The 17,083-nt window shown below is 64.9% G+C and carries 19 protein-coding genes; 11 read left to right on the plus strand and 8 right to left on the minus strand.

Annotation, left to right across the window (positions count from 1 at the left end):
* The first annotated feature begins 103 nt into the window (after positions 1-103).
* Positions 104-736 carry a hypothetical protein gene (locus tag V0U35_RS09820; RefSeq protein WP_330196534.1) on the plus strand — a complete coding sequence of 211 codons (633 nt, stop codon included), beginning with the start codon at positions 104-106 and terminating at the stop codon, positions 734-736.
* Positions 687-1,355: a class I SAM-dependent methyltransferase gene (locus V0U35_RS09825; RefSeq protein ID WP_373696400.1), complete on the plus strand. Its 669-nt coding sequence runs from the start codon at positions 687-689 to the stop codon at positions 1,353-1,355. The genes V0U35_RS09820 and V0U35_RS09825 overlap by 50 nt, the downstream gene beginning before the upstream one ends.
* On the opposite strand, the gene V0U35_RS09830 is transcribed toward V0U35_RS09825, so the two are convergent.
* Genes V0U35_RS09830 through V0U35_RS09840 form a run of 3 tightly spaced genes read right to left on the minus strand, consistent with a single transcriptional unit; the run spans position 1,321 to position 4,396 of the window.
* Positions 1,321-2,406 carry a prenyltransferase/squalene oxidase repeat-containing protein gene (locus tag V0U35_RS09830; RefSeq protein WP_330196536.1) on the minus strand — a complete coding sequence of 362 codons (1,086 nt, stop codon included), beginning with the start codon at positions 2,404-2,406 and terminating at the stop codon, positions 1,321-1,323. The two genes, V0U35_RS09825 and V0U35_RS09830, sit on opposite strands and share 35 nt — an antisense overlap.
* Positions 2,403-3,122, minus strand: coding sequence for a class I SAM-dependent methyltransferase (locus V0U35_RS09835; protein WP_330196537.1), 720 nt, complete (start codon positions 3,120-3,122; stop codon positions 2,403-2,405). Before V0U35_RS09835 ends, V0U35_RS09830 begins: the two co-directional genes overlap by 4 nt.
* Positions 3,116-4,396 carry a glycosyltransferase family 4 protein gene (locus tag V0U35_RS09840; RefSeq protein WP_330196538.1) on the minus strand — a complete coding sequence of 427 codons (1,281 nt, stop codon included), beginning with the start codon at positions 4,394-4,396 and terminating at the stop codon, positions 3,116-3,118. Before V0U35_RS09840 ends, V0U35_RS09835 begins: the two co-directional genes overlap by 7 nt.
* A 124-nt stretch (positions 4,397-4,520) precedes the next feature.
* Here V0U35_RS09840 and V0U35_RS09845 point away from each other — a divergent pair, with 124 nt between their 5' ends.
* Genes V0U35_RS09845 through V0U35_RS09865 form a run of 5 tightly spaced genes read left to right on the plus strand, consistent with a single transcriptional unit; the run spans position 4,521 to position 9,263 of the window.
* A complete protein-coding gene (locus V0U35_RS09845) occupies positions 4,521-5,720 on the plus strand; it encodes an MFS transporter (RefSeq protein WP_330196539.1) in 1,200 nt (399 codons plus the stop codon).
* Between the two features lie 15 nt (positions 5,721-5,735).
* Positions 5,736-6,878 carry an ABC transporter permease gene (locus V0U35_RS09850; RefSeq protein WP_330196540.1) on the plus strand — a complete coding sequence of 381 codons (1,143 nt, stop codon included), beginning with the start codon at positions 5,736-5,738 and terminating at the stop codon, positions 6,876-6,878.
* Entirely contained in the window at positions 6,875-7,651 is a 777-nt protein-coding gene (locus V0U35_RS09855) for an ABC transporter ATP-binding protein (protein ID WP_330196541.1), read from the plus strand. Before V0U35_RS09850 ends, V0U35_RS09855 begins: the two co-directional genes overlap by 4 nt.
* A 2-nt stretch (positions 7,652-7,653) precedes the next feature.
* Positions 7,654-8,610 (plus strand): MlaD family protein, encoded by a 957-nt coding sequence (locus V0U35_RS09860; RefSeq protein ID WP_330196542.1) that lies wholly within the window; start codon positions 7,654-7,656, stop codon positions 8,608-8,610.
* Positions 8,607-9,263, plus strand: a complete 657-nt coding sequence (locus V0U35_RS09865) for an ABC-type transport auxiliary lipoprotein family protein (protein WP_330196543.1) — start codon at positions 8,607-8,609, stop codon at positions 9,261-9,263. The genes V0U35_RS09860 and V0U35_RS09865 overlap by 4 nt, the downstream gene beginning before the upstream one ends.
* Here V0U35_RS09865 and V0U35_RS09870 read toward each other — a convergent pair.
* Positions 9,260-11,263, minus strand: coding sequence for a coiled-coil domain-containing protein (locus V0U35_RS09870; RefSeq protein ID WP_330196544.1), 2,004 nt, complete (start codon positions 11,261-11,263; stop codon positions 9,260-9,262). The genes V0U35_RS09865 and V0U35_RS09870 overlap by 4 nt on opposite strands.
* Before the next feature lie 132 nt (positions 11,264-11,395).
* Entirely contained in the window at positions 11,396-11,662 is a 267-nt protein-coding gene (locus V0U35_RS09875) for a hypothetical protein (protein ID WP_330196545.1), read from the minus strand.
* Between the two features lie 172 nt (positions 11,663-11,834).
* Between V0U35_RS09875 and V0U35_RS09880 the strand changes: the two genes are divergently transcribed.
* The gene (locus tag V0U35_RS09880) at positions 11,835-13,055 is read left to right on the plus strand and encodes a DUF418 domain-containing protein (protein ID WP_330196546.1); all 1,221 of its coding nucleotides are present in this window, start codon (positions 11,835-11,837) and stop codon (positions 13,053-13,055) included.
* A gap of 3 nt (positions 13,056-13,058) precedes the next feature.
* On the opposite strand, the gene maiA is transcribed toward V0U35_RS09880, so the two are convergent.
* Positions 13,059-13,715 carry a maleylacetoacetate isomerase gene (gene maiA / locus V0U35_RS09885; RefSeq protein WP_330196547.1) on the minus strand — a complete coding sequence of 219 codons (657 nt, stop codon included), beginning with the start codon at positions 13,713-13,715 and terminating at the stop codon, positions 13,059-13,061.
* 1 nt (position 13,716) lies between these two features.
* Positions 13,717-14,376, minus strand: coding sequence for a fumarylacetoacetate hydrolase family protein (locus V0U35_RS09890; RefSeq protein WP_330196548.1), 660 nt, complete (start codon positions 14,374-14,376; stop codon positions 13,717-13,719).
* 179 nt (positions 14,377-14,555) lie between these two features.
* On the opposite strand from V0U35_RS09890, the gene hppD reads away from it, so the two are divergent.
* Both hppD and V0U35_RS09900 read left to right on the plus strand, forming a co-directional pair.
* Positions 14,556-15,620 (plus strand): 4-hydroxyphenylpyruvate dioxygenase, encoded by a 1,065-nt coding sequence (gene hppD / locus V0U35_RS09895; protein WP_330196549.1) that lies wholly within the window; start codon positions 14,556-14,558, stop codon positions 15,618-15,620.
* A complete protein-coding gene (locus V0U35_RS09900; RefSeq protein WP_330196550.1) occupies positions 15,613-16,080 on the plus strand; it encodes a MarR family winged helix-turn-helix transcriptional regulator in 468 nt (155 codons plus the stop codon). Before hppD ends, V0U35_RS09900 begins: the two co-directional genes overlap by 8 nt.
* On the opposite strand, the gene V0U35_RS09905 is transcribed toward V0U35_RS09900, so the two are convergent.
* Complete coding sequence (locus V0U35_RS09905; protein ID WP_330196551.1) at positions 16,077-16,529, minus strand: MaoC family dehydratase; 453 nt, start codon at positions 16,527-16,529, stop codon at positions 16,077-16,079. The genes V0U35_RS09900 and V0U35_RS09905 overlap by 4 nt on opposite strands.
* 163 nt (positions 16,530-16,692) lie before the next feature.
* Here V0U35_RS09905 and V0U35_RS09910 point away from each other — a divergent pair, with 163 nt between their 5' ends.
* Positions 16,693-17,076: a MarR family winged helix-turn-helix transcriptional regulator gene (locus tag V0U35_RS09910; protein WP_330196552.1), complete on the plus strand. Its 384-nt coding sequence runs from the start codon at positions 16,693-16,695 to the stop codon at positions 17,074-17,076.
* The last annotated feature ends 7 nt before the right edge of the window (positions 17,077-17,083 follow it).

Below are 17,083 nucleotides of genomic sequence, written 5' to 3' on the forward strand. Positions count from 1 at the left end.
GCATTCAATCGTTTCAATCGGGTATGGCGTAAACTTCGCGCATAAGCTATCGTGAGGAGATTGGGGTTTGGGGGCAAGTGATCTGAACGCGCCGGAGACACGGATGCTGAGATCAATCGCCGTTGCCGTCGGGTTTGCACTCGCGGCCGGTGGCTGTGTCGCGACGCCTGCAGCCCGCCCCAATGCGACCGCCGAAATCCAGCTGACCGAGAATGAACGGGCACTACGCACAGCCGTGCGCGCGCTGGATGCGCGCTATGAGGAGGCTGGCTGGTCCGTGGGCGATGCCGGCCAGTCCGCCATGCGCCTCGCGGCGATGCTGTTGAATGGCGGCTCGGACGAAGAGCGTCCGCTGCCCTCCATGGCCTATCTTGAAAGCCGCCGCGCCGATGGGGCACCGGCGAGCGCCATTCTCGCCGATGTTCGCGAGGCTCGCGATCTCGCCGCCGAGGTGACCACGGCCTCGATGGCCATTTCCAGCCGGGGTCTGGTCCAGTCGCGGGAACGCCTTGCTGCCGATCTGGCCCTGACCGAACGCGCCATCGCCGATGTGCGCCGGGCGGTCGATCTCTTCGAGACCGTCGCCGGGGAATTGTCCGCTGAGTTGAACGAAGACGACCGCAATGCCCTCAACGCCCGGATCCTGACCCTGCGCCAGGAATTCACACGCCTGGGCGAAGCCGCGGATGCACTCTCCGAGCGCCGCCGCGCGCTGCCCGGCAGCATTATCGGCTGAGCGGTCGTCGCACGTGATCCATCCCGATGACGTGAAGGGCTTTCTGGCCCCGGACGAGGGCGAGGCGCTGGCCACCCACGCCCGTGAAAGTGGCGCGCTCGGTCCTATCGTCGAGATCGGGTCTTATTGCGGAAAGTCGGCCCTTTATCTTGGCCCGGCCGCGAGGGAGGCGGGGACCCATCTGTTTTCGGTCGATCATCATTCGGGATCGGAGGAGCACCAGCCGGGCGAGGGCTATCACGATCCCGACCTGTTCGATGCCGGGGCTGGACGGGTCGATACGCTGCCCTCCTTCCGCCGCACGCTGAGATTGGCCGGGCTGGATGATTGCGTCATCCCGGTCGTCGGGCGGTCCGCCGATGTGGCGCGGCACTGGTCAACGCCCTGCGGACTGGTCTTCATCGATGGCGGGCATTCCATGGAAGCCGCGCAGGCCGATTATGACGGCTGGTCGCCGCATGTCGCCCCAGGTGGCATCCTCGCCATCCACGACGTTTTCCCCGATCCGAAGGATGGCGGGCGACCGCCCTACGAGATCTGGAAGCAGGCGGTTGAGTCCGGCCGGTTCGAAACGGTGACGCGGGTCAATACGCTCGAAGTGCTGCGCCGGTCAGCCTGACCGGGTGCGGGGTCTGCGGACGGATCATCACGTCCGAGCCCGGGGTCAGCGATTGCAGGGCGTCAGCAGCCAGCATAACCGCTGCGGCAGTCCAGCCGGGGCGTTCCTGTGGCCAGATCACTTCTTCGGCGAACTGCCAGCCCATCCAGTAGCCACCCTCCTTGGCCGCCAGCGGCTTGAGGTGCCGGATCAGGCGTTCGGCGCGTGTCCGCCAGCCGACCGAGGCACAGGCGAGCGCGAGTTCGGCGGTCTCGGCCGCGGTGATCCAGGGCTCGTCCGCGACACAGCGGCAACCGGCTCCGTCCACGACGAACCGGCTCCAGCCGGCTTCGAGCCGTCTCTGTCCATCCAGCGACGGCAGGACCCCGGCCAGAACGGGATAATACCAGTCCATCGCATAGCGCCGCCGGTCGATCCCGTCGCGATCAAACCGCCAGTCCTTGTCATGCAGCGCATCGCCGATGCCGCGCCTGAGGGTCTGCCAGTCAGGGCGATCCTTGCCGAGATGGGCCTCGATGGCGATGGCGCATTCCACGCTCTTGTAAAGACAGGCATTGCCAGCGCGCAGCGAGTCGATGTTCTCGCGCAGCTCGCCCGCCTCCGGCGCGCGCCAGACGATATCGCCGTGGCGTGTCTGACAGCTTGCGACGAAATCCATCGCCGCGCGCACCATGCCAGCGTAACGCTTCAGGATGTCCGGCGCATCAAGCGCCAGCGCCGTCCGAAGCACGGTGACCGCAGCATAGCCGGCGAAATTCGTGTCCCGCGCCGTCGCGGGCTTGTCGACCACGAGGAAGCGGTTGGTATCGTCGAGCGGCACGCCGGCACCGAGTTCGCCCGTCCAGCCGCCATCGCCTTCCTGACGCGCGGCGAGGCAATCAAGGCCAGCCCGCGCTTGGGCGTCGTGCCCGGCAATGGCCAGCGCCATGACGGCTTCACCGTGATTCCACGGATCCCACAGGCCTGCTTCGATCCACGGAATCGCGCCGTCGCCCTGTTGCAGGGCGAGAATGCGGCGCGCGCCCGCGGCGATGTCGGTCAGCGCGCTCATGCGGCGGGCCGGGTGAAATAAAGGACGAGGCTCTTGCCCATGACCGGGTTGAGCAGAGCTTCCAGCACACGCGTCAGCAGCGGCCGTTTCAGCAAGTCCCACTCGAGAAAGCGGCGGTAGAGCGCAACCCGCCGGCTGGAATCGCGGTTCCGCCAGAGCGCGCACTGCAGCCACCAATACGGGCTGTGCAGGGCATGCGCCCAGTGCCGGGCATCGATTGCAAGTCCGGTACGCTCGGCGGCGTCGCGCAACTGGCGCTCGCGGAAGATCCGGACATGCCCGCCCGGCGTCTGACTGTACTCCGGTGACAATGACCAGCAGATTTTCTCAGGCCACCAGCGCGGGACCGACAGGGCCACCTGACCGCCGGGCCGGGTCACGCGGACAATCTCGGCCAGAGCAGCCTGCGGGTCGGGGACGTGCTCGAGGACTTCGCTGCAGATGACCGCATCAAAACTGCCGTCTGTGAAGGGCAGCTTTGCCGCGTCCGCCGCGGTCAGCGAGGCGGACCGGTCCGGCGACTCCGGTGGCGGCGGAAGCTCGAAAAAGCCGTTGGCGGTCGCGTGGACTTCGCTTTCGGAAAGATCGGCCCCGACCACATGGACCGGGGTCTCACCCCAGTAGAGCGCATAGACATGCCGGCCCCGCCCGCAGCCCAGGTCCAGTACGCGGTCGCCGGGCTGGAGATCAAGCCGGTCGGGCTGGATAGTCAGCATTTCGCCAGAGCCCGGCGATAGAGTTTGACGGCAGCTTCGGCATGCCTGCGCCAGTCGAACTCCTGGCGGGCCCGGGCTGTTCCGGTTTCGCCCAGGCGGCGCGCCAGATCAGGGCCGTCGAGCACGCGCGCCATGGCCGAGGCGAAGGCACCGGAATCGCCGGCCGGTACGACAAGGCCAGCGTCACCGACCACTTCGGGCAGGGCCCCGCCATCGCTGGCCACCACCGGTGCGCCGCAAGCCATGGCCTCGGCCGCCGGAAAGCCAAAGCCTTCAAACCGGGCCGGACAGGCCACCAGCGTCGCGCGGCGGTAGAGGTCGGCGATTTCCTCGCGCGTGACACCCGACCGGCAGATGACGCGATCAGAGAGGCCCGACGCATCGAGCCGCGCCTTCGCCTTGCCCTCACGCAAGCGGCCAATCAGTTCGAGGCGCAGGTCCGGGCGCTTTCCCGCGAGGTCACAGAAGGCCTCCATTAGCACGTCGACACCCTTGATCGGGACGTCGGCGCTGGCGGTCGCAGCAATCAGCCCGGCCTCGCGCTGGGTTGAGGGATCAGGACGGAAGACATCGTGATCAATTCCGTTAAAGGCGACGCTGATGCGGCTCCGGTCGAGACCATAGATGCGCGCATGACTGTCGCGGGCCGCGGCAGAAACGGCCAGCAGGCCGGACAGGCTGGCTGCGGTACGCGCCTGCATACCGGTAAAGCCGTACCAGCGCCGTGTCAGCCAGCGATCCACGCGCTTCTCCGCGCTGGCGAGGGCGAAGTCGCGGTCGATTGCGACCGGGTGGTGAATGGTCGCCACAACGGGAATCCGGCGGTTGATCCGCGCGAAGGCCGACGCCAGCGTCTGGTTGTCGTGGATGACGTCGAAGTCGCCGTGATGGGTTGCAAGATAGCGCGCCAGCCGTTCGCCAAAGGCGTAGGGCTCGCCAAAACCGCCTGTATTGTGGGACGCCCATTCGCAGAAGTCGGCCCAACGGGTCAGGAAACCGGGCCGGAAAGCCTTGAAGGCATTCTCGGTCTCGAACAGGTCCAGCGATGGCAGTTTGACCAGCGCGATGCCGGCGTCGAGCTCTGGATAGGGCGGGCCGGACGCTACGGTCACCTGGTGGCCCAGATCGCGTAAGGCCCGGGCCAGTTCGCGCAGATAGACGCCCTGTCCGCCGACATGCGGATGCGAACGGTAACCGGTCAGAAGGATGCGTAACGGCAAGGCGTCTGCTGAGGCCGGTGCGGCGGCGTCGGGCAGGGGCGTCTGGATATTCATCAGCAGGCGGAGCGTCCTTGGCGGGGCAGCGGGCAGGGGAAGCTATCGGCTCATTCCGCAATGGCCAAGCCGGTTTAGCGCCTCGATCAGGGGAAAGCCCTTTCGCCAAAGCCCATGAGGGCGTATGCGGGCGGCCATGCTGCGCGCGCTGACATATTTCCCCGGACTGAAATACGCCGCGCACTATGCCGCCTTCTTCTTCGTTTTCGGGGCGGTCCTGCCCTATCTGCCAGTCTGGCTGGAAGGCCGGGGCCTGTCGCCCGAGGCCATCGGTATTGCCGCCGGGGCCGGCATGGTCGGCCGCGTGATTGTTTCGCCCCTGGCCGCCCGGTTGATGGACGGGGCCGGCCGAAGACGCGACGTGCTGATCGGCATTTCCTGGGCCAGCCTGGCGGTGTTCCTTGCCCTGGTCCCAGCCGCCGGCACCGCGGCCCTCATCGCCGTTCCGGCCCTCGCGCTGGCGATCAACGGCGGACAGACCCCGCTCCTCGATGCGCTGGCCATTCGCGCGGCGCAGCGCGAAGGCTTCACCTTCGGCAAGGTGCGCGCCGTGGGCTCGGCGAGCTTTGTCTTCGCCAATGTCGGTGCCGGTTTCCTGGTCGCGCGCCTGGGGGGCGAGGCCGCTCTGGGCTGGGCTATCGCCGGATCGGTCTTCGCGCTCGGGACGGCTTACTGGCTGCCAAAGGACCCGCCCGCGAACGCGGCATCGCACCCTGATGCACCGCGCTGGCGGTTGCGCTCCATGCTGACCCTTCCGGTCATTCTGGCGCTGGTCTCGTCGGCGCTCGTGCAAGGGGCGCACGGCTTCAACTATGGCTTTTCGACGCTTGCCTGGAGCGATCAGGGGATATCCCCGGACGTGATCGGTTTGCTCTGGGCGTGGGCGGTGATCGCGGAAATCGTCTTCCTCTGGCGCTCGGCCAGCTGGCTGAAATCCTGGCCGCCGGAAACGCTGATCCTTCTGGGAGCCGGAGCCTCGGTGTTGCGGTGGGGCCTGTTCTCGCTGGCACCGCCGCTCTGGATGCTCTTCATCTTCCAGACCCTGCACGCACTGACCTACACCGCCACCTATCTGGGCTTTATCCGCTTTGCTGCCCTGCACGTGCCGGAGCGCTACTCGGCCAGCGCCCAGGCGCTCAGCTCGGCCCTGTCGGGCGGGGTGGTCCTGGCCGCGACCACGGCCATTTCAGGCATTCTCTTCGAGCGCTACGGGTCGGCCGGCTTTGCCGGAATGATGGTCCCGGCCGCGCTCGGCGGCGGCTTTGCGCTGTTGCTTGTGGGACTTATGCGTTCCCAACCCGCCCCGGAATCGCCTAAAGAGTAGGCGAAGGGGAACCCCATGAACGGCCATCCGAAGCCTGCGGTCATGACACGCAAGGAAGGCGGGCAGCTCATTGTCGAGCCGTCCGGTGACTGGACCGTGGAGACGATTGGCGACGTTGTCTCGCGCCTTCGCGAACTCGAACGGGGGAGCGAACACGGACGCACCGTGATTGACCTGTCGGCCCTGGGCCGGCTCGACACGGCCGGAGCCTACCTGCTGGGCCGTGCCGTTTACCGGTGCGAAACGCCGTCCGCCGACTGGCACTTCCGGGGTGCCCATCCCAGTGGCCGCGAACTGATCCAGGAGGCCCTCGCCAGTGCGCGTGATTGCGGACCGGAAATCGATACCAGCCGCTACGGGTTCGTACGGGCCGCGGAGCGGATTGGCATGGGGCTGGAAGGGGCCTGGAACGAGGCTTATGCCACCTTTGCCTTCCTGGGGCATACCATTCTTGTTTTCCTGTCGAGCCTGGCCCGGCCCTGGCGTTTCCGTATCACGCCGATTTTCCACGTGATGGAACAGGCCGGCGTCAACGCACTGCCCATTATTGCCGTCCTGTCCTTCTTCATCGGCGCGGTCGTTGCCTTCATGGGCGCGAACCTGCTGGAAACCTTCGGCGCATCGGTCTTTACCGTTGAACTGGTCGGCCTCGCGGTGCTGCGCGAATTCGGCGTTCTGATCACGGCGATCATGCTGGCCGGACGGTCGGATTCGGCGTTCACCGCCGCCATCGGCTCGATGAAGATGCAGCAGGAAATCGATGCCATGCGCGTGCTGGGCCTCGACCCGTTCGAGGTCCTGGTCATCCCGCGGGTAATCGCCTGCGTGGTGATGGCGCCACTGCTAGCCTTCGCCGCTGTCGTGGCGGGTCTCCTCGGTGGCCTGCTGGTGTGCTGGAGCGCACTAGACATCTCGCCGGCCTTCTATGTGTCGCGGCTGCAGGATGCGATCGACATCAGCCATTTCTGGGTCGGCATGTCGAAAGCCCCGATTTTCGGCCTGATCATCGCCATCGTCGGCTGCAAACAGGGTATGGAAGTCGGCGGTGACGTCGAGTCGCTCGGCCGGCATGTGACCGCCTCCGTCGTGCAATCGATCTTCGCCGTCATTGTCGTCGATGCGTTGTTTGCCATGATGTATCTGGAGCTCGACATATGACCGCCGGTGATGACGTCATCGAGGTCCGCAATCTGCGCACCGCATTCGGCGATCATGTCGTCCATGATGACCTCAATCTCACTGTCAAGCGCGGCGAAGTGCTCGGTCTGGTCGGCGGATCAGGGACCGGTAAATCGGTTTTACTCAACACGATTATCGGTTTGCGCAAGCCCGATGCGGGCGAAATCTGGTTTGATGGCCACCGGCTGGGACATATGAGCGGGGACGAGCGCCGCATCCTGCAAAGCCGCTGGGGTGTCCTGTTCCAGTCCGGCGCGTTGTTTTCGTCACTGACCGTGAAGGAAAATGTTCTCGCCCCGATGCGCGAGCACCTCGACCTGCCCAAAAAGCTGATGGGCGAGATTGCCGACATGAAGATTGCCATGTCCGGCCTCGCCGAGAATGCCGGTCCGAAATTTCCCGCCGAATTGTCAGGCGGCATGAAAAAGCGGGCCGGTCTGGCCCGCGCCCTCGCGCTCGACCCGGACATGCTGTTTCTCGATGAGCCAACGGCGGGGCTCGACCCGATCGGGGCCGCGGCGTTCGATGAGCTCATTCTCGATCTCAAGCGGACAATGGGGCTGACCGTTTTCATGGTGACGCACGATCTCGACAGCCTTTATGCGATCTGCGACCGGGTGGCCGTGCTCGCGGACCGGAAATGCGTGGCGGTAGCGCCGCTGGACGAACTCCTGCAACATGACCATCCGTGGATCCGCGAGTATTTCCACGGACCGCGGGGACGCGCCGCCGGTGCGGCGAGGAGAGTTTAGGAATGGAAACAAAGGCCCATCACGCCCTGGTCGGCTTCTTTGCGATGTTTCTCGTCGCCGCCGGCGGATTCTTCATCCTCTGGCTCAGCGCCTATTCCGGAAACACCCAGTACGCGGACTACGACATCGTCTTTGACGGACCGGTGCGCGGCCTTCGCGAGACCGGCGAGGTGCGCTTCAACGGTATTCCGGTGGGTGAAGTGACCTCGATCGAGCTCGATACCCAGAACCCCAACCGCGTCATTGCCCGGGTGCGTGTCGCTGCCACCACGCCTGTCCGCGTGGATTCCAGCGCCCAGCTCGAGCCCCAGGGGCTGACCGGTCTGGCCTATATCCAGATCACGGGCGGTTCGCCGGAATCCCAGCGGCTTTACAGTCCCGCCGGACGCCCGCCCCCGCGCATATATGCCGTACCGGCCCAGCTCGACAGCCTGTTCCAGGGCGGTGAGGACGTGCTCGAAGCGGCAAACCGGGCCCTCATTCGTATATCCGCCCTCCTCAATGAGGAAAACCTGCAGGAGTTTGCCGAGACGCTGGAAAACCTCAACACGCTGACCAACAGCCTGGCCGAGGATGACAGGCTGATCGACGAGCTGAGTGAGGCCATCGCCACGCTCAACCAGACCGGTCGCGATATTTCCGCCGCCGCGGTCGCACTCCAGCAATTCGGTGAAGACTCTTCGATGCTGATCGAGGGCGATCTCGGGCGCGCCACGCGCGAAACCGCGCAAGCCGCCATCGATCTGCAGGTTGCGAGCACCCAGGCCGCCGAACTGCTTGAGACCATCCGCCCGCAGGTCGAGCGCTTTTCCGAGGACGGCCTGACCGATTTGACCCTGGCGGCCAATGATTTGCGCCGCCTGATCGCGACCATGGAACGCATCGCGATTGACCTGGAAGATAACCCGTCCGGCTTCATATCCGGCGAACCGCGCCGCACGGTGGAGGTACCCCGATGATCCGTCGCACTGTCCTGATGGCTGCAGCCGCCCTGACGCTGGGCGGGTGTGTGAACCTGATCCCGCAGGCCGAACCGGCTGCCGTCTACCGCCTGTCGGCACCCGAACCATCGGGTGATTTCACCACCGACCAGACCATTGTCAGCGTCGGCGTGCCGCTCACGCCGCGCGCCCTGTCGAGTGACGACATCGCGATCTCGCTGGAACGCGGCGAACTGGCCTTTATCGAAGGCGCGAAATGGATCGCGCCGGTCCCGCGCCTGATGCAGGACCTGATCGTGGAATCGATTGATGCCTTCGAGGTCGATCTGGCGGCCGCGCGTCCCGAGGACGGGGTCGAGGCCGAATACGAGATCAACACTGAAGTGCGGGCGTTCGAGGCAGTTTATCGCAATGGCGAGGATGCCGCTCCGACGGCGGTTATCCGCATGCGGGTGCGACTGGTCCGGCTGGATGGCCGCCGCCTGATCGGTGTTTATGCCGCAGGGGCGCAGGCGCAGGCGATGGATAACCGGATCGGTGAGATCGTTGCGGCCTATGACGCGGCAGCGCAGGAAACGGCAGCCGAGATTGCCTCCTGGGCCTCGGCCCGGATCGAGGCTGACCAGGCCGAACTTGCGACTATGGCAGCAGAGGAAGAGGCTGCAGGCTAGCGCGTCTTCCCGCGTTCCTTGTTGTCGTCGGACTCGCTCTCTGCCTCACTGGCCGAGCGGCGTTCGGGCACGTCCTCGCTCTCGCCGGGATTCATCGAGGCCAGCAAATCCTTCCAGCGCCAACCGGGATCCGTGGCCCGTCCGCGTTCGGGGAAGGCGACCGCTTCGCGGCGCGGAGCGGCCGTATCTTCTTCGCTTGCTGGACGGTCGCCGTCGTCGTCGGATGCCGGTTGTTCCGAGCGCGGCTCAGGTTCGCTTTCGGCTTTTGGTGTCGCCGGGCGGCGGGGCAGCGGATCCGGGACTTCGTTGACGCCGAGGTCGAGGGCGCGGCGTCCACCGGCGACCGACCCCATGCGCAGCATGAAATCGCTGAGGAGTTCGTAATTCTGGCGGATGCGGGCCTGGAAGGCGGCGTCGATTTCCTGGGCTTCCTCGGCGGCGGTGAGGGCCGCAGCATTGAGGCCTTCCAGTCCGCGCCGGAGCGCATCGGCGGTTTCGCGCGCTCGCTCCCGTGCCGTGTCAGGCAGGGTGGACAGTTTCGCGGTCAGGTTCTCGATCTCGCGCTCGACCGTTTCGGTTTCGCGCCGGGCTGCGGCCAGAACGCCTTCCAGACGGGTCCGGACCGCATCGCTGGCCGCGTCAGCGGCGGTAGCCGCTTGGGCGGTCAGCTTCTCGGCGTCTGAAAGCCGGGCCTTGAAATTCTCGTCGGCGCGCTGAGCGGCCCCGAAGGCTTTTTCGTTGAGCGTCTCGACCTGTTCGGCGACCAGTCGTGTCTGTTCCTCGAAGGCTTCGGCCGCCGACGCCGACGCCGCACGGGCTTCTTCGGCCGCCTTTTTCAGGCTGGCAAGCGCGGACTGGTGGGACTGGGCGGCGTTGTCGGTCTCGGACTTGATCAGGCCGGACATCGAGCGGGCGCGTTCCAGCGCGGTCTCGACCGTGTCCTTGAACGCATCAGCGCCTTCATGAGCCGCGGAATTGAGCGATTCCGCGCCTTCGCGGGCCGTGCGTGACATGACTTCGAGTTCGGCACGGTGGAAGTCGAGCGCAGCGGCGATCTTCTCCTGCTCCTTGCGCAGGGCTTCAGAGGCATCCTTCAACCGGTCGCGATGGCGCAGGTAAGCGGCGTCCAGCGCATCGGAGCGCTCCTTCATGGCCAGCGTCAGTTCGGTCATCCGGTCGCTTTGCTCGGTCATCGACGCAGCGGCGCGTTCGCTGCCTTCCAGGACGACGGCCCCGGCTTCGGCGAGGCGGTCCGCCCCGGCGAGGATGCGTTTCTCGCTGTCCCCGGCCTGGCGGTGGGCGAGGTCGGCAGCGGCCGCGACCATTTCCGACTGCTCGGAGATCGCAGCGGCAATCAGCGCCGCCTTGTCATCGAGCGATTCCGAGACCGCCCCCAGTTTCTCGCGTTCCTCGCGCAGGCCTTTCAACAGTGTCTCGGCACGGTCGCGGGCGTCACCGGCGGACCGCTCCAGCGTGTCCGCATGGTGGGCGATCACTTCTTCCATCGCCGCAAGGCGGGCCAGTGCGCTTTCCAGTGCGGCATTGATGCGGTCGACCTCGCCAGTCACCGCCTGGGCCAGGGTACGGACTTCACGCTCGGCGGCGTCGGCCGGGACCGAGAGGCGGGCAATGGCGGTGTCGATACCGCGCGTACGGTCCACCGCGCGCGCCAGTTCGCGGCCCAGGAACCCGGTCATCAGGATCAGGAGGGCGGGCGCAATGGCAAAAACCGACAGGCCGGCCAACTGGGCCGGGGTCAGGCTTTCAAACGGGTTGGACGAGAAGTCGATGCCAGCGTAGCCGATGATATAGGCCGCCGCGCCCCCCACCCACAAAAGCGCCATGACGATCCCGGCCCAGGCAATTCCCGATCGCTTCGGAGCAGGTGGAACCTGCGGAAGGGCTGTATCGCGCAAATGCGCCGGTGGCGTCCCGTCATCGGGATCGCTCAGCGCGATGGATGCGTCGTCTCGTGTGCGTGTGTCGTCTGATTGCTGCATGGATGCGTCAACTTCTGCCTGTTCCGGTCCCGCTCGAAGCGGACGGGTGCGCGCGGGTGGCCGCTTTGCGGGATCACCCTCTCGTCATACGCCAGCTTATGCAGAAATCGAAGCCGGATACACTCCCCGCATTCAGATGCGGATCAGGATGATCTCGTCCTCGGCTGGAACCAGGAATTCCGGCTGTGTGGCCGTGTCGCAGGCCGCGGGGTCCGCGACATGCCAGCTGGCATCGCGATAAAGCGCCGCCGCAGTCCCTTGCGGTCCGACATATTCGATGGGCAGCGCTTCGGCTTCCAGGGCCGCGCAGGCATCCTGGGCCGGCTCGTAGCCAATGCCGAGCAGGGTCAGCCCCGCCAGGGCGATCCACTCAATTGCAATGGCCAGTGCCTGAAGCATGACATCCCTCACCGTCTGAGTACGTGCAGACCCCCCGTGTCTATGCATCTGCGCGGCAAGGGACCGCAACCGGCAATTGCCAAATCGCGCATGAAATCTTGGTAAGTCTTGCGCTCGGTCCCGAAACCGTCAGGATTGCAGCCCGAGAGGGACAAGAGGGGATTGCGGCATCATGGCTCAGCCGAAATCAGATCGCTTTGCGAGTATCGACACGCTGCGCGGACTCGCCGTGCTTGGCATTCTGATGATGAATGTCCAGGCCTTTGCGATGGTCTTTGCTGCCTATACCTGGCCGCCCGCCCATATGGACCTGACCGGCGCGAACGAGACAGTCTGGCTCATCGGAAACGTCTTCTTCCACATGAAATTCATCACCATTTTCTCTGCCCTGTTCGGGGCGGGCATCATCCTGATGCTGGGTGAGGACAAGACCGCCAATCTCGGTGTCCACTACCGGCGCATGGCCTGGCTGCTGGTCATTGGCCTCGTTCACGCCTGGGTGTTCTGGTTTGGCGACATCCTCGTGCCCTACGCCATCATGGGGATGCTGGTCGTTCTGGCGCGCCGGATGAAGCCGATGGGCCTGACCATCATGGGGTCGATCTTCATCGTCATCGCCGGCCTGCTGATGTGGCTGAATTTCTATTTCATGCAGTACATGCCGCCCGAACAGCTCCAGCAGTGGATGACGCCTACGCCGGAAATGGTTGCGGAAACCGAGCAGGTCTATCGCGAAAGCTTCATGGCGCGCCTGCCGGCCAATGCCAGCCTGACAGCCATCGCAGAAATTGCGCAGATCACCGGGTTTGCACCGCGCCTCGCCGGCGTGATGTTCCTCGGCATGGCCCTTTACAAATGGGGCTTCCTCACGCTGCGCTGGTCGTTTGCCGCCTATCTCGGAACGGCTGTCGTGATGCTCGGCATCGGTCTTCCCGTGACCTGGTGGGCCGCTCACCATCACCTCGAAACCGGTTTCGCGGTCGATCAGATGTGGATCGGCGAGACGATCAACTATTTCACGTCGCTTATGATTGCCTTCGGATACGCTGCGCTGATCATGCTCGTGTGCAAGCTGGGCTTCCTGAACCTGCTGCTGAAGCCGCTCGCTGCGGTTGGGCGCATGGCCTTCACCAACTATCTCACCCACACGCTGGTGATGACGTTCATCTTCGTCGGAACGCCCGGGCTGGGCCTCTTTGGCACGGTCGAACGGGTCGGCCAGTTCCAGATTGTCGTCGCGGTCTGGATCGCACAGCTGATCATTTCGCCGCTCTGGCTCAGCTGGTTCCGTTTCGGACCGATGGAGTGGGTATGGCGTTCGCTGACCTACTGGAAGCTTCAGCCCATGTTGAAGCGCAAGGGCTCTGAAGCGCCGCCACCGACACCGGCCTGACGTCTAGTGTCCGTCTTCCGGAGCGTCGGGTTGGCGCTCCGGTTCAGCGGCGATAAAGGCCGGGTGCTCGCGCGCGGTCGCGTCGGCGGCCATCAGCCGGGGATAGGCGCTCATGTCGACGCCGAAGCGGCGGGCATTGTAAGCCTGCGGCACCAGATAGATGTCGGCGAGGCTGGGTGCCTCACCGCATAGATAGGATCCAGGCAGGGCGTCTCGTGCGGCCATGCGTTCCAGCGCGGCAAACCCGTCCATGATCCAGCGCTGGCACCACGCCGTCACGCCGTCATTGTCCTGCCCGTGCTCGGCGCGGATATAGTTCAGGATGCGCAAATTCTGGACCGGGTGAATGTCACAGCCGATGACTGCGCCATAGGCCCGCACCAACGCGCGTTCGCGCGGCGTTGCCGGCAGAAGCGCCGGTTCGGGCCAGGTTTCCTCGATCCATTCCAGGATAGCCGGTGACTGGATCAGCACGCCGTCGTCATCGGCCAGCGCCGGGACGAAGCCTTGCGGATGAATGTCCCGGTGTGCCTCGGAGCGTTGCACCCCGTCCTTCAGATTGACCGGTTTCTGCGTGTAGGCGACGTCTTTCAGATTGAGCGCGATGCGCAGCCGGTAGGCCGCGCTTGATCGCCAGTATCCGTAAAGTGTCAGGGCCATGTCAGGCCTCCTGCGGTGCGATGGAAAACGTAAGGGGGTCCAGACCGGCGATGCGGGCATTGACCCGGTCGCCGGGGTGGAGCGGCCCCACGCCGGCCGGTGTGCCGGTGAAGACCAGGTCCCCGGGCAGGGGCTCAAAAAAGCGGGCGAGCTGGACCAGGAGGTCATCCAGTCCGCGCGTCATGTCGGAGAGATCCGCACGCTGGCGGGTCTCGTCATTGACCGAAAGCTCGATTGTCCCGGCCGCCGGCGCGGGGCCTGGCGTGATCACCCCAACCGGGGCAGAGCGGGGAAAGGCCTTTGCCGCCTCCCACGGACTGCCCGCCGACTTGGCGGCGGCCTGCAGGTCTCGCCGCGTCAGGTCGACCCCGACCGCAGAACCGAAAACAGCGCCATCGGAGCCAATGGCCACGACCAGCTCCACCTCGTGATGCAGGTCGGACGTCTCTGGCGGGAAAGCGATGGCCGTGCCGGAGGCCACGACCGCCTCGGCCGGCTTCATGAAGAACACAGGGGCCGCTTTGGCCGGGTCTCCGCCCATTTCCTTGACGTGGTCGGAATAATTCCGTCCCACACAGAAAATACGGCGCACGGGAAAGGCGCTTTGGGAGCCCTTGATCGGCACGAGCACGGGGGCGGGCGGGGTAAAGACAGGTGTCATGGGCTCCCGCATAACGCGGCGGGCAAACCCCGTCGAGCGGACAATTTAGTTGCAAATGATACTATTTTCCGGCATCCCTCGCTTGAACGGGCCGGAGCGCCCGCCTGCCGCGCCGCACCCTGCCAGGGAACCGCGCCGGCCCGAAAGCGACCACGAAGATACGTGAAGGAGACGACACCATGGCCGATCAATTCGAGAACCCGCTCGGCACCGACGGTTTCGAGTTTGTGGAATATACCGGCCCGGACGCCGAAGCCCTGGCGGCCCTGTTCAAGCGGCTCGGCTTCACCCCCGTCGCCCGGCACAAGACGAAGGACATCGTCCGCTTCAAGCAGGGCGATATCAACTTCCTCCTGAACAATGAGCAGACCGGTCAGGCCGCCGATTTCCGCAAGGTCCACGGTCCGTCCGCCAATGCCATGGCCTTCCGCGTCAAGGACGCGAAGAAAGCCTACAAGATGGCGCTGGAACGCGGCGCGGAACCCTATGGCGAGGGGGTCTGGACCGATACTGACACCATCCCCGCGATCAAGGGTATTGGCGGGTCCGTCCTCTATTTCGTCGATAAATATGGTGACGAGACCATCTACGACGACGCCTTCGAACCGACCGGCGAAACCGACACTGGCGGGGTTGGCCTGCAGATTCTCGATCACCTGACTCACAATGTTCACCAGGGCCAGATGAAGGTCTGGGCGGACTTCTACGAGCGCATCTTCAACTTCCGCGAAATCCGCTATTTCGACATCGCCGGCAAGCATACCGGCCTGTTCTCGAAGGCCATGACCGGTCCGTGCGGCAAGCTGCGCATTCCGCTCAACGAGAGCCAGGACGACAAGTCCCAGATCGCCGAATTCCTCAAGGAATATAATGGCGAAGGCATCCAGCACATCGCCCTGACCACCGAGAATATCTACGAGACGGTCGATGCGCTGCGCGCCAATGGCACGGTGTTCCAGGACACGCCGGAAACCTATTACGAGCTGATCGACGCGCGCGTGCCGGGCCATGGCGAACCGGTCGAGGAACTGCAAAAGCGCCGCATACTTCTCGACGGCGATCTGGAGAACAAGCAGGGTCTCCTGCTGCAGATTTTCACCGTCACCGTGATTGGTCCGGTCTTCTTCGAGATCATCCAGCGCAAGGGCAATGAGGGCTTCGGTGAAGGCAATTTCAAGGCGCTCTTCGAATCCATCGAGCTCGACCAGATCCGCCGCGGCGTGCTCGACGCGCAGGATGCCTGACGCGACCGAAACGAAGGCCCGGCTCAGCCTGCCGGACTACCTGCCCTACCGGCTCAGCGTGGCGTCCAACCAGGTCAGCGGGCTCATCGCCCGCGCCTACCAGGACCGGTTCGGCCTGACGATCTGGGAATGGCGCGTGGTCGCCGTCCTGGGCGAGGCCGAGCCGCAGACCGCGCAAGGCCTCGTCGAGGCCACGGCCATGGACAAGGTCACCGTGTCGCGCGCCGTACGGTCTCTGGCCGGCAAGGGCCATGTTGCCCGCAGCCGTCACCACTCGGATGGACGCTCGGCCATGATCCGGCTGACGCCGCCGGGGCGCGCAATGTATGACGACATCGCACCCGCCGCCCTGAAGCTGGAACGCGATCTTCTGGACGGGTTTGGCAAAAGCGAAATTGCCCGCTTCATGGGGATGCTGGCGGAGCTGGAAAGCCGCGCCGGTACGCTCGCCGAGACCTAGGGAAAGAGCAGGAGCGTCAGCCATTCGGCGCGCAGGGCAGGGCGCTCGCTGCCCTCGATTTCCACTGCCGCATCCATCCGCATCAGGTATTGCCCGCGCTTGCGCTGTTCGACATCGGCGAAGGTAAAGCAGCCCCGGATGCGCGAACCGACAGGAACGGGCGCGGCAAAACGCAGCCGGTCAAAACCGTAATTGATCGGCACAGCGCCTTCCGGGAAGGGCGGCAGGCACTGCTCGCCAAAATGCGAGAGCAGCGACAGGCTCAGGAAACCGTGGGCAATCGTGCCGCCAAACGGCGTCTCCCGTTTCGAGCGTTCGACATCGACATGAATGAAGTTGTGATCCAGCGTCGTGTCGGCAAAGGTGTCGACGCGTGCCTGATCGATCTCCATCCAGTCGGAGGTGAATGTTTCGCCGATCCGTTCGCGGAGGTTGAGAAGTTCGGGCATGTCCTTGAAAATGCGCACAACCCGGCGAGGGGTCAATCGGAGAGCGCGGAAAATTATGGCCGACAATGACAGCATCTTTGACCGGTCGGCGCCTGCATACCTTCCGGTTCTGTTGCGCCGCGTAGCCAGCAGGCTGAATGCCGCAGGAGATCAATACGCGCAAATGCACGGGATTCCTTGGCCAGCCCGAAGCAATTCGATTGTCGCCTGGCTGGCCCGGAATGACGGCGGAACGGGCAAGGAAATTGCTGAAGCGCTTGGTCAGTCTCCCCAGCTCGCTGGTCAGAAACTGGCGCAACTGCGCAAGGCGGGCATTGTCTGTTCGCGCCGGGATCCCGAGGATCGCCGCCGCCAGATCGAATCGCTGACGGCCCTGGGCAGGCGTGAGTTCGCCAAGCTGGAACGCCTGGAACAGGAAGCGACGGCAGCATTCGCCGATCTGTTCGACGAATTGGGGTGTGACGTCTGGGACGTGCTGGCCCGTATGGACCAGGCGCTGGAACACGAATCCTTCAACGACCGGATGGCGCGAGCCAAGCCGCGCTGAATGCCGG

Source organism: Hyphobacterium marinum, from assembly GCF_036330325.1.
GTDB classification, from domain to species: Bacteria; Pseudomonadota; Alphaproteobacteria; order Caulobacterales; family Maricaulaceae; genus Hyphobacterium; species Hyphobacterium marinum.

Excerpts from the sequence above, each read along its gene's own strand:
- V0U35_RS09880 (WP_330196546.1), top strand. The coding sequence starts at position 11,835 with ATGGCTCAGCCGAAATCAGATCGCTTTGCGAGTATCGACACGCTGCGC.
- V0U35_RS09910 (WP_330196552.1), top strand. The coding sequence starts at position 16,693 with ATGCACGGGATTCCTTGGCCAGCCCGAAGCAATTCGATTGTCGCCTGG.
- V0U35_RS09840 (WP_330196538.1), bottom strand. The coding sequence starts at position 4,396 with ATGAATATCCAGACGCCCCTGCCCGACGCCGCCGCACCGGCCTCAGCA.
- hppD (WP_330196549.1), top strand. The coding sequence starts at position 14,556 with ATGGCCGATCAATTCGAGAACCCGCTCGGCACCGACGGTTTCGAGTTT.
- V0U35_RS09875 (WP_330196545.1), bottom strand. The coding sequence starts at position 11,662 with ATGCTTCAGGCACTGGCCATTGCAATTGAGTGGATCGCCCTGGCGGGG.
- V0U35_RS09845 (WP_330196539.1), top strand. The coding sequence starts at position 4,521 with ATGCGGGCGGCCATGCTGCGCGCGCTGACATATTTCCCCGGACTGAAA.
- V0U35_RS09905 (WP_330196551.1), bottom strand. The coding sequence starts at position 16,529 with ATGCCCGAACTTCTCAACCTCCGCGAACGGATCGGCGAAACATTCACC.
- maiA (WP_330196547.1), bottom strand. The coding sequence starts at position 13,715 with ATGGCCCTGACACTTTACGGATACTGGCGATCAAGCGCGGCCTACCGG.
- V0U35_RS09870 (WP_330196544.1), bottom strand. The coding sequence starts at position 11,263 with ATGCAGCAATCAGACGACACACGCACACGAGACGACGCATCCATCGCG.
- V0U35_RS09830 (WP_330196536.1), bottom strand. The coding sequence starts at position 2,406 with ATGAGCGCGCTGACCGACATCGCCGCGGGCGCGCGCCGCATTCTCGCC.
- V0U35_RS09820 (WP_330196534.1), top strand. The coding sequence starts at position 104 with ATGCTGAGATCAATCGCCGTTGCCGTCGGGTTTGCACTCGCGGCCGGT.
- V0U35_RS09825 (WP_373696400.1), top strand. The coding sequence starts at position 687 with ATGCACTCTCCGAGCGCCGCCGCGCGCTGCCCGGCAGCATTATCGGCT.
- V0U35_RS09890 (WP_330196548.1), bottom strand. The coding sequence starts at position 14,376 with ATGACACCTGTCTTTACCCCGCCCGCCCCCGTGCTCGTGCCGATCAAG.
- V0U35_RS09835 (WP_330196537.1), bottom strand. The coding sequence starts at position 3,122 with ATGCTGACTATCCAGCCCGACCGGCTTGATCTCCAGCCCGGCGACCGC.
- V0U35_RS09860 (WP_330196542.1), top strand. The coding sequence starts at position 7,654 with ATGGAAACAAAGGCCCATCACGCCCTGGTCGGCTTCTTTGCGATGTTT.
- V0U35_RS09855 (WP_330196541.1), top strand. The coding sequence starts at position 6,875 with ATGACCGCCGGTGATGACGTCATCGAGGTCCGCAATCTGCGCACCGCA.
- V0U35_RS09900 (WP_330196550.1), top strand. The coding sequence starts at position 15,613 with ATGCCTGACGCGACCGAAACGAAGGCCCGGCTCAGCCTGCCGGACTAC.
- V0U35_RS09865 (WP_330196543.1), top strand. The coding sequence starts at position 8,607 with ATGATCCGTCGCACTGTCCTGATGGCTGCAGCCGCCCTGACGCTGGGC.
- V0U35_RS09850 (WP_330196540.1), top strand. The coding sequence starts at position 5,736 with ATGAACGGCCATCCGAAGCCTGCGGTCATGACACGCAAGGAAGGCGGG.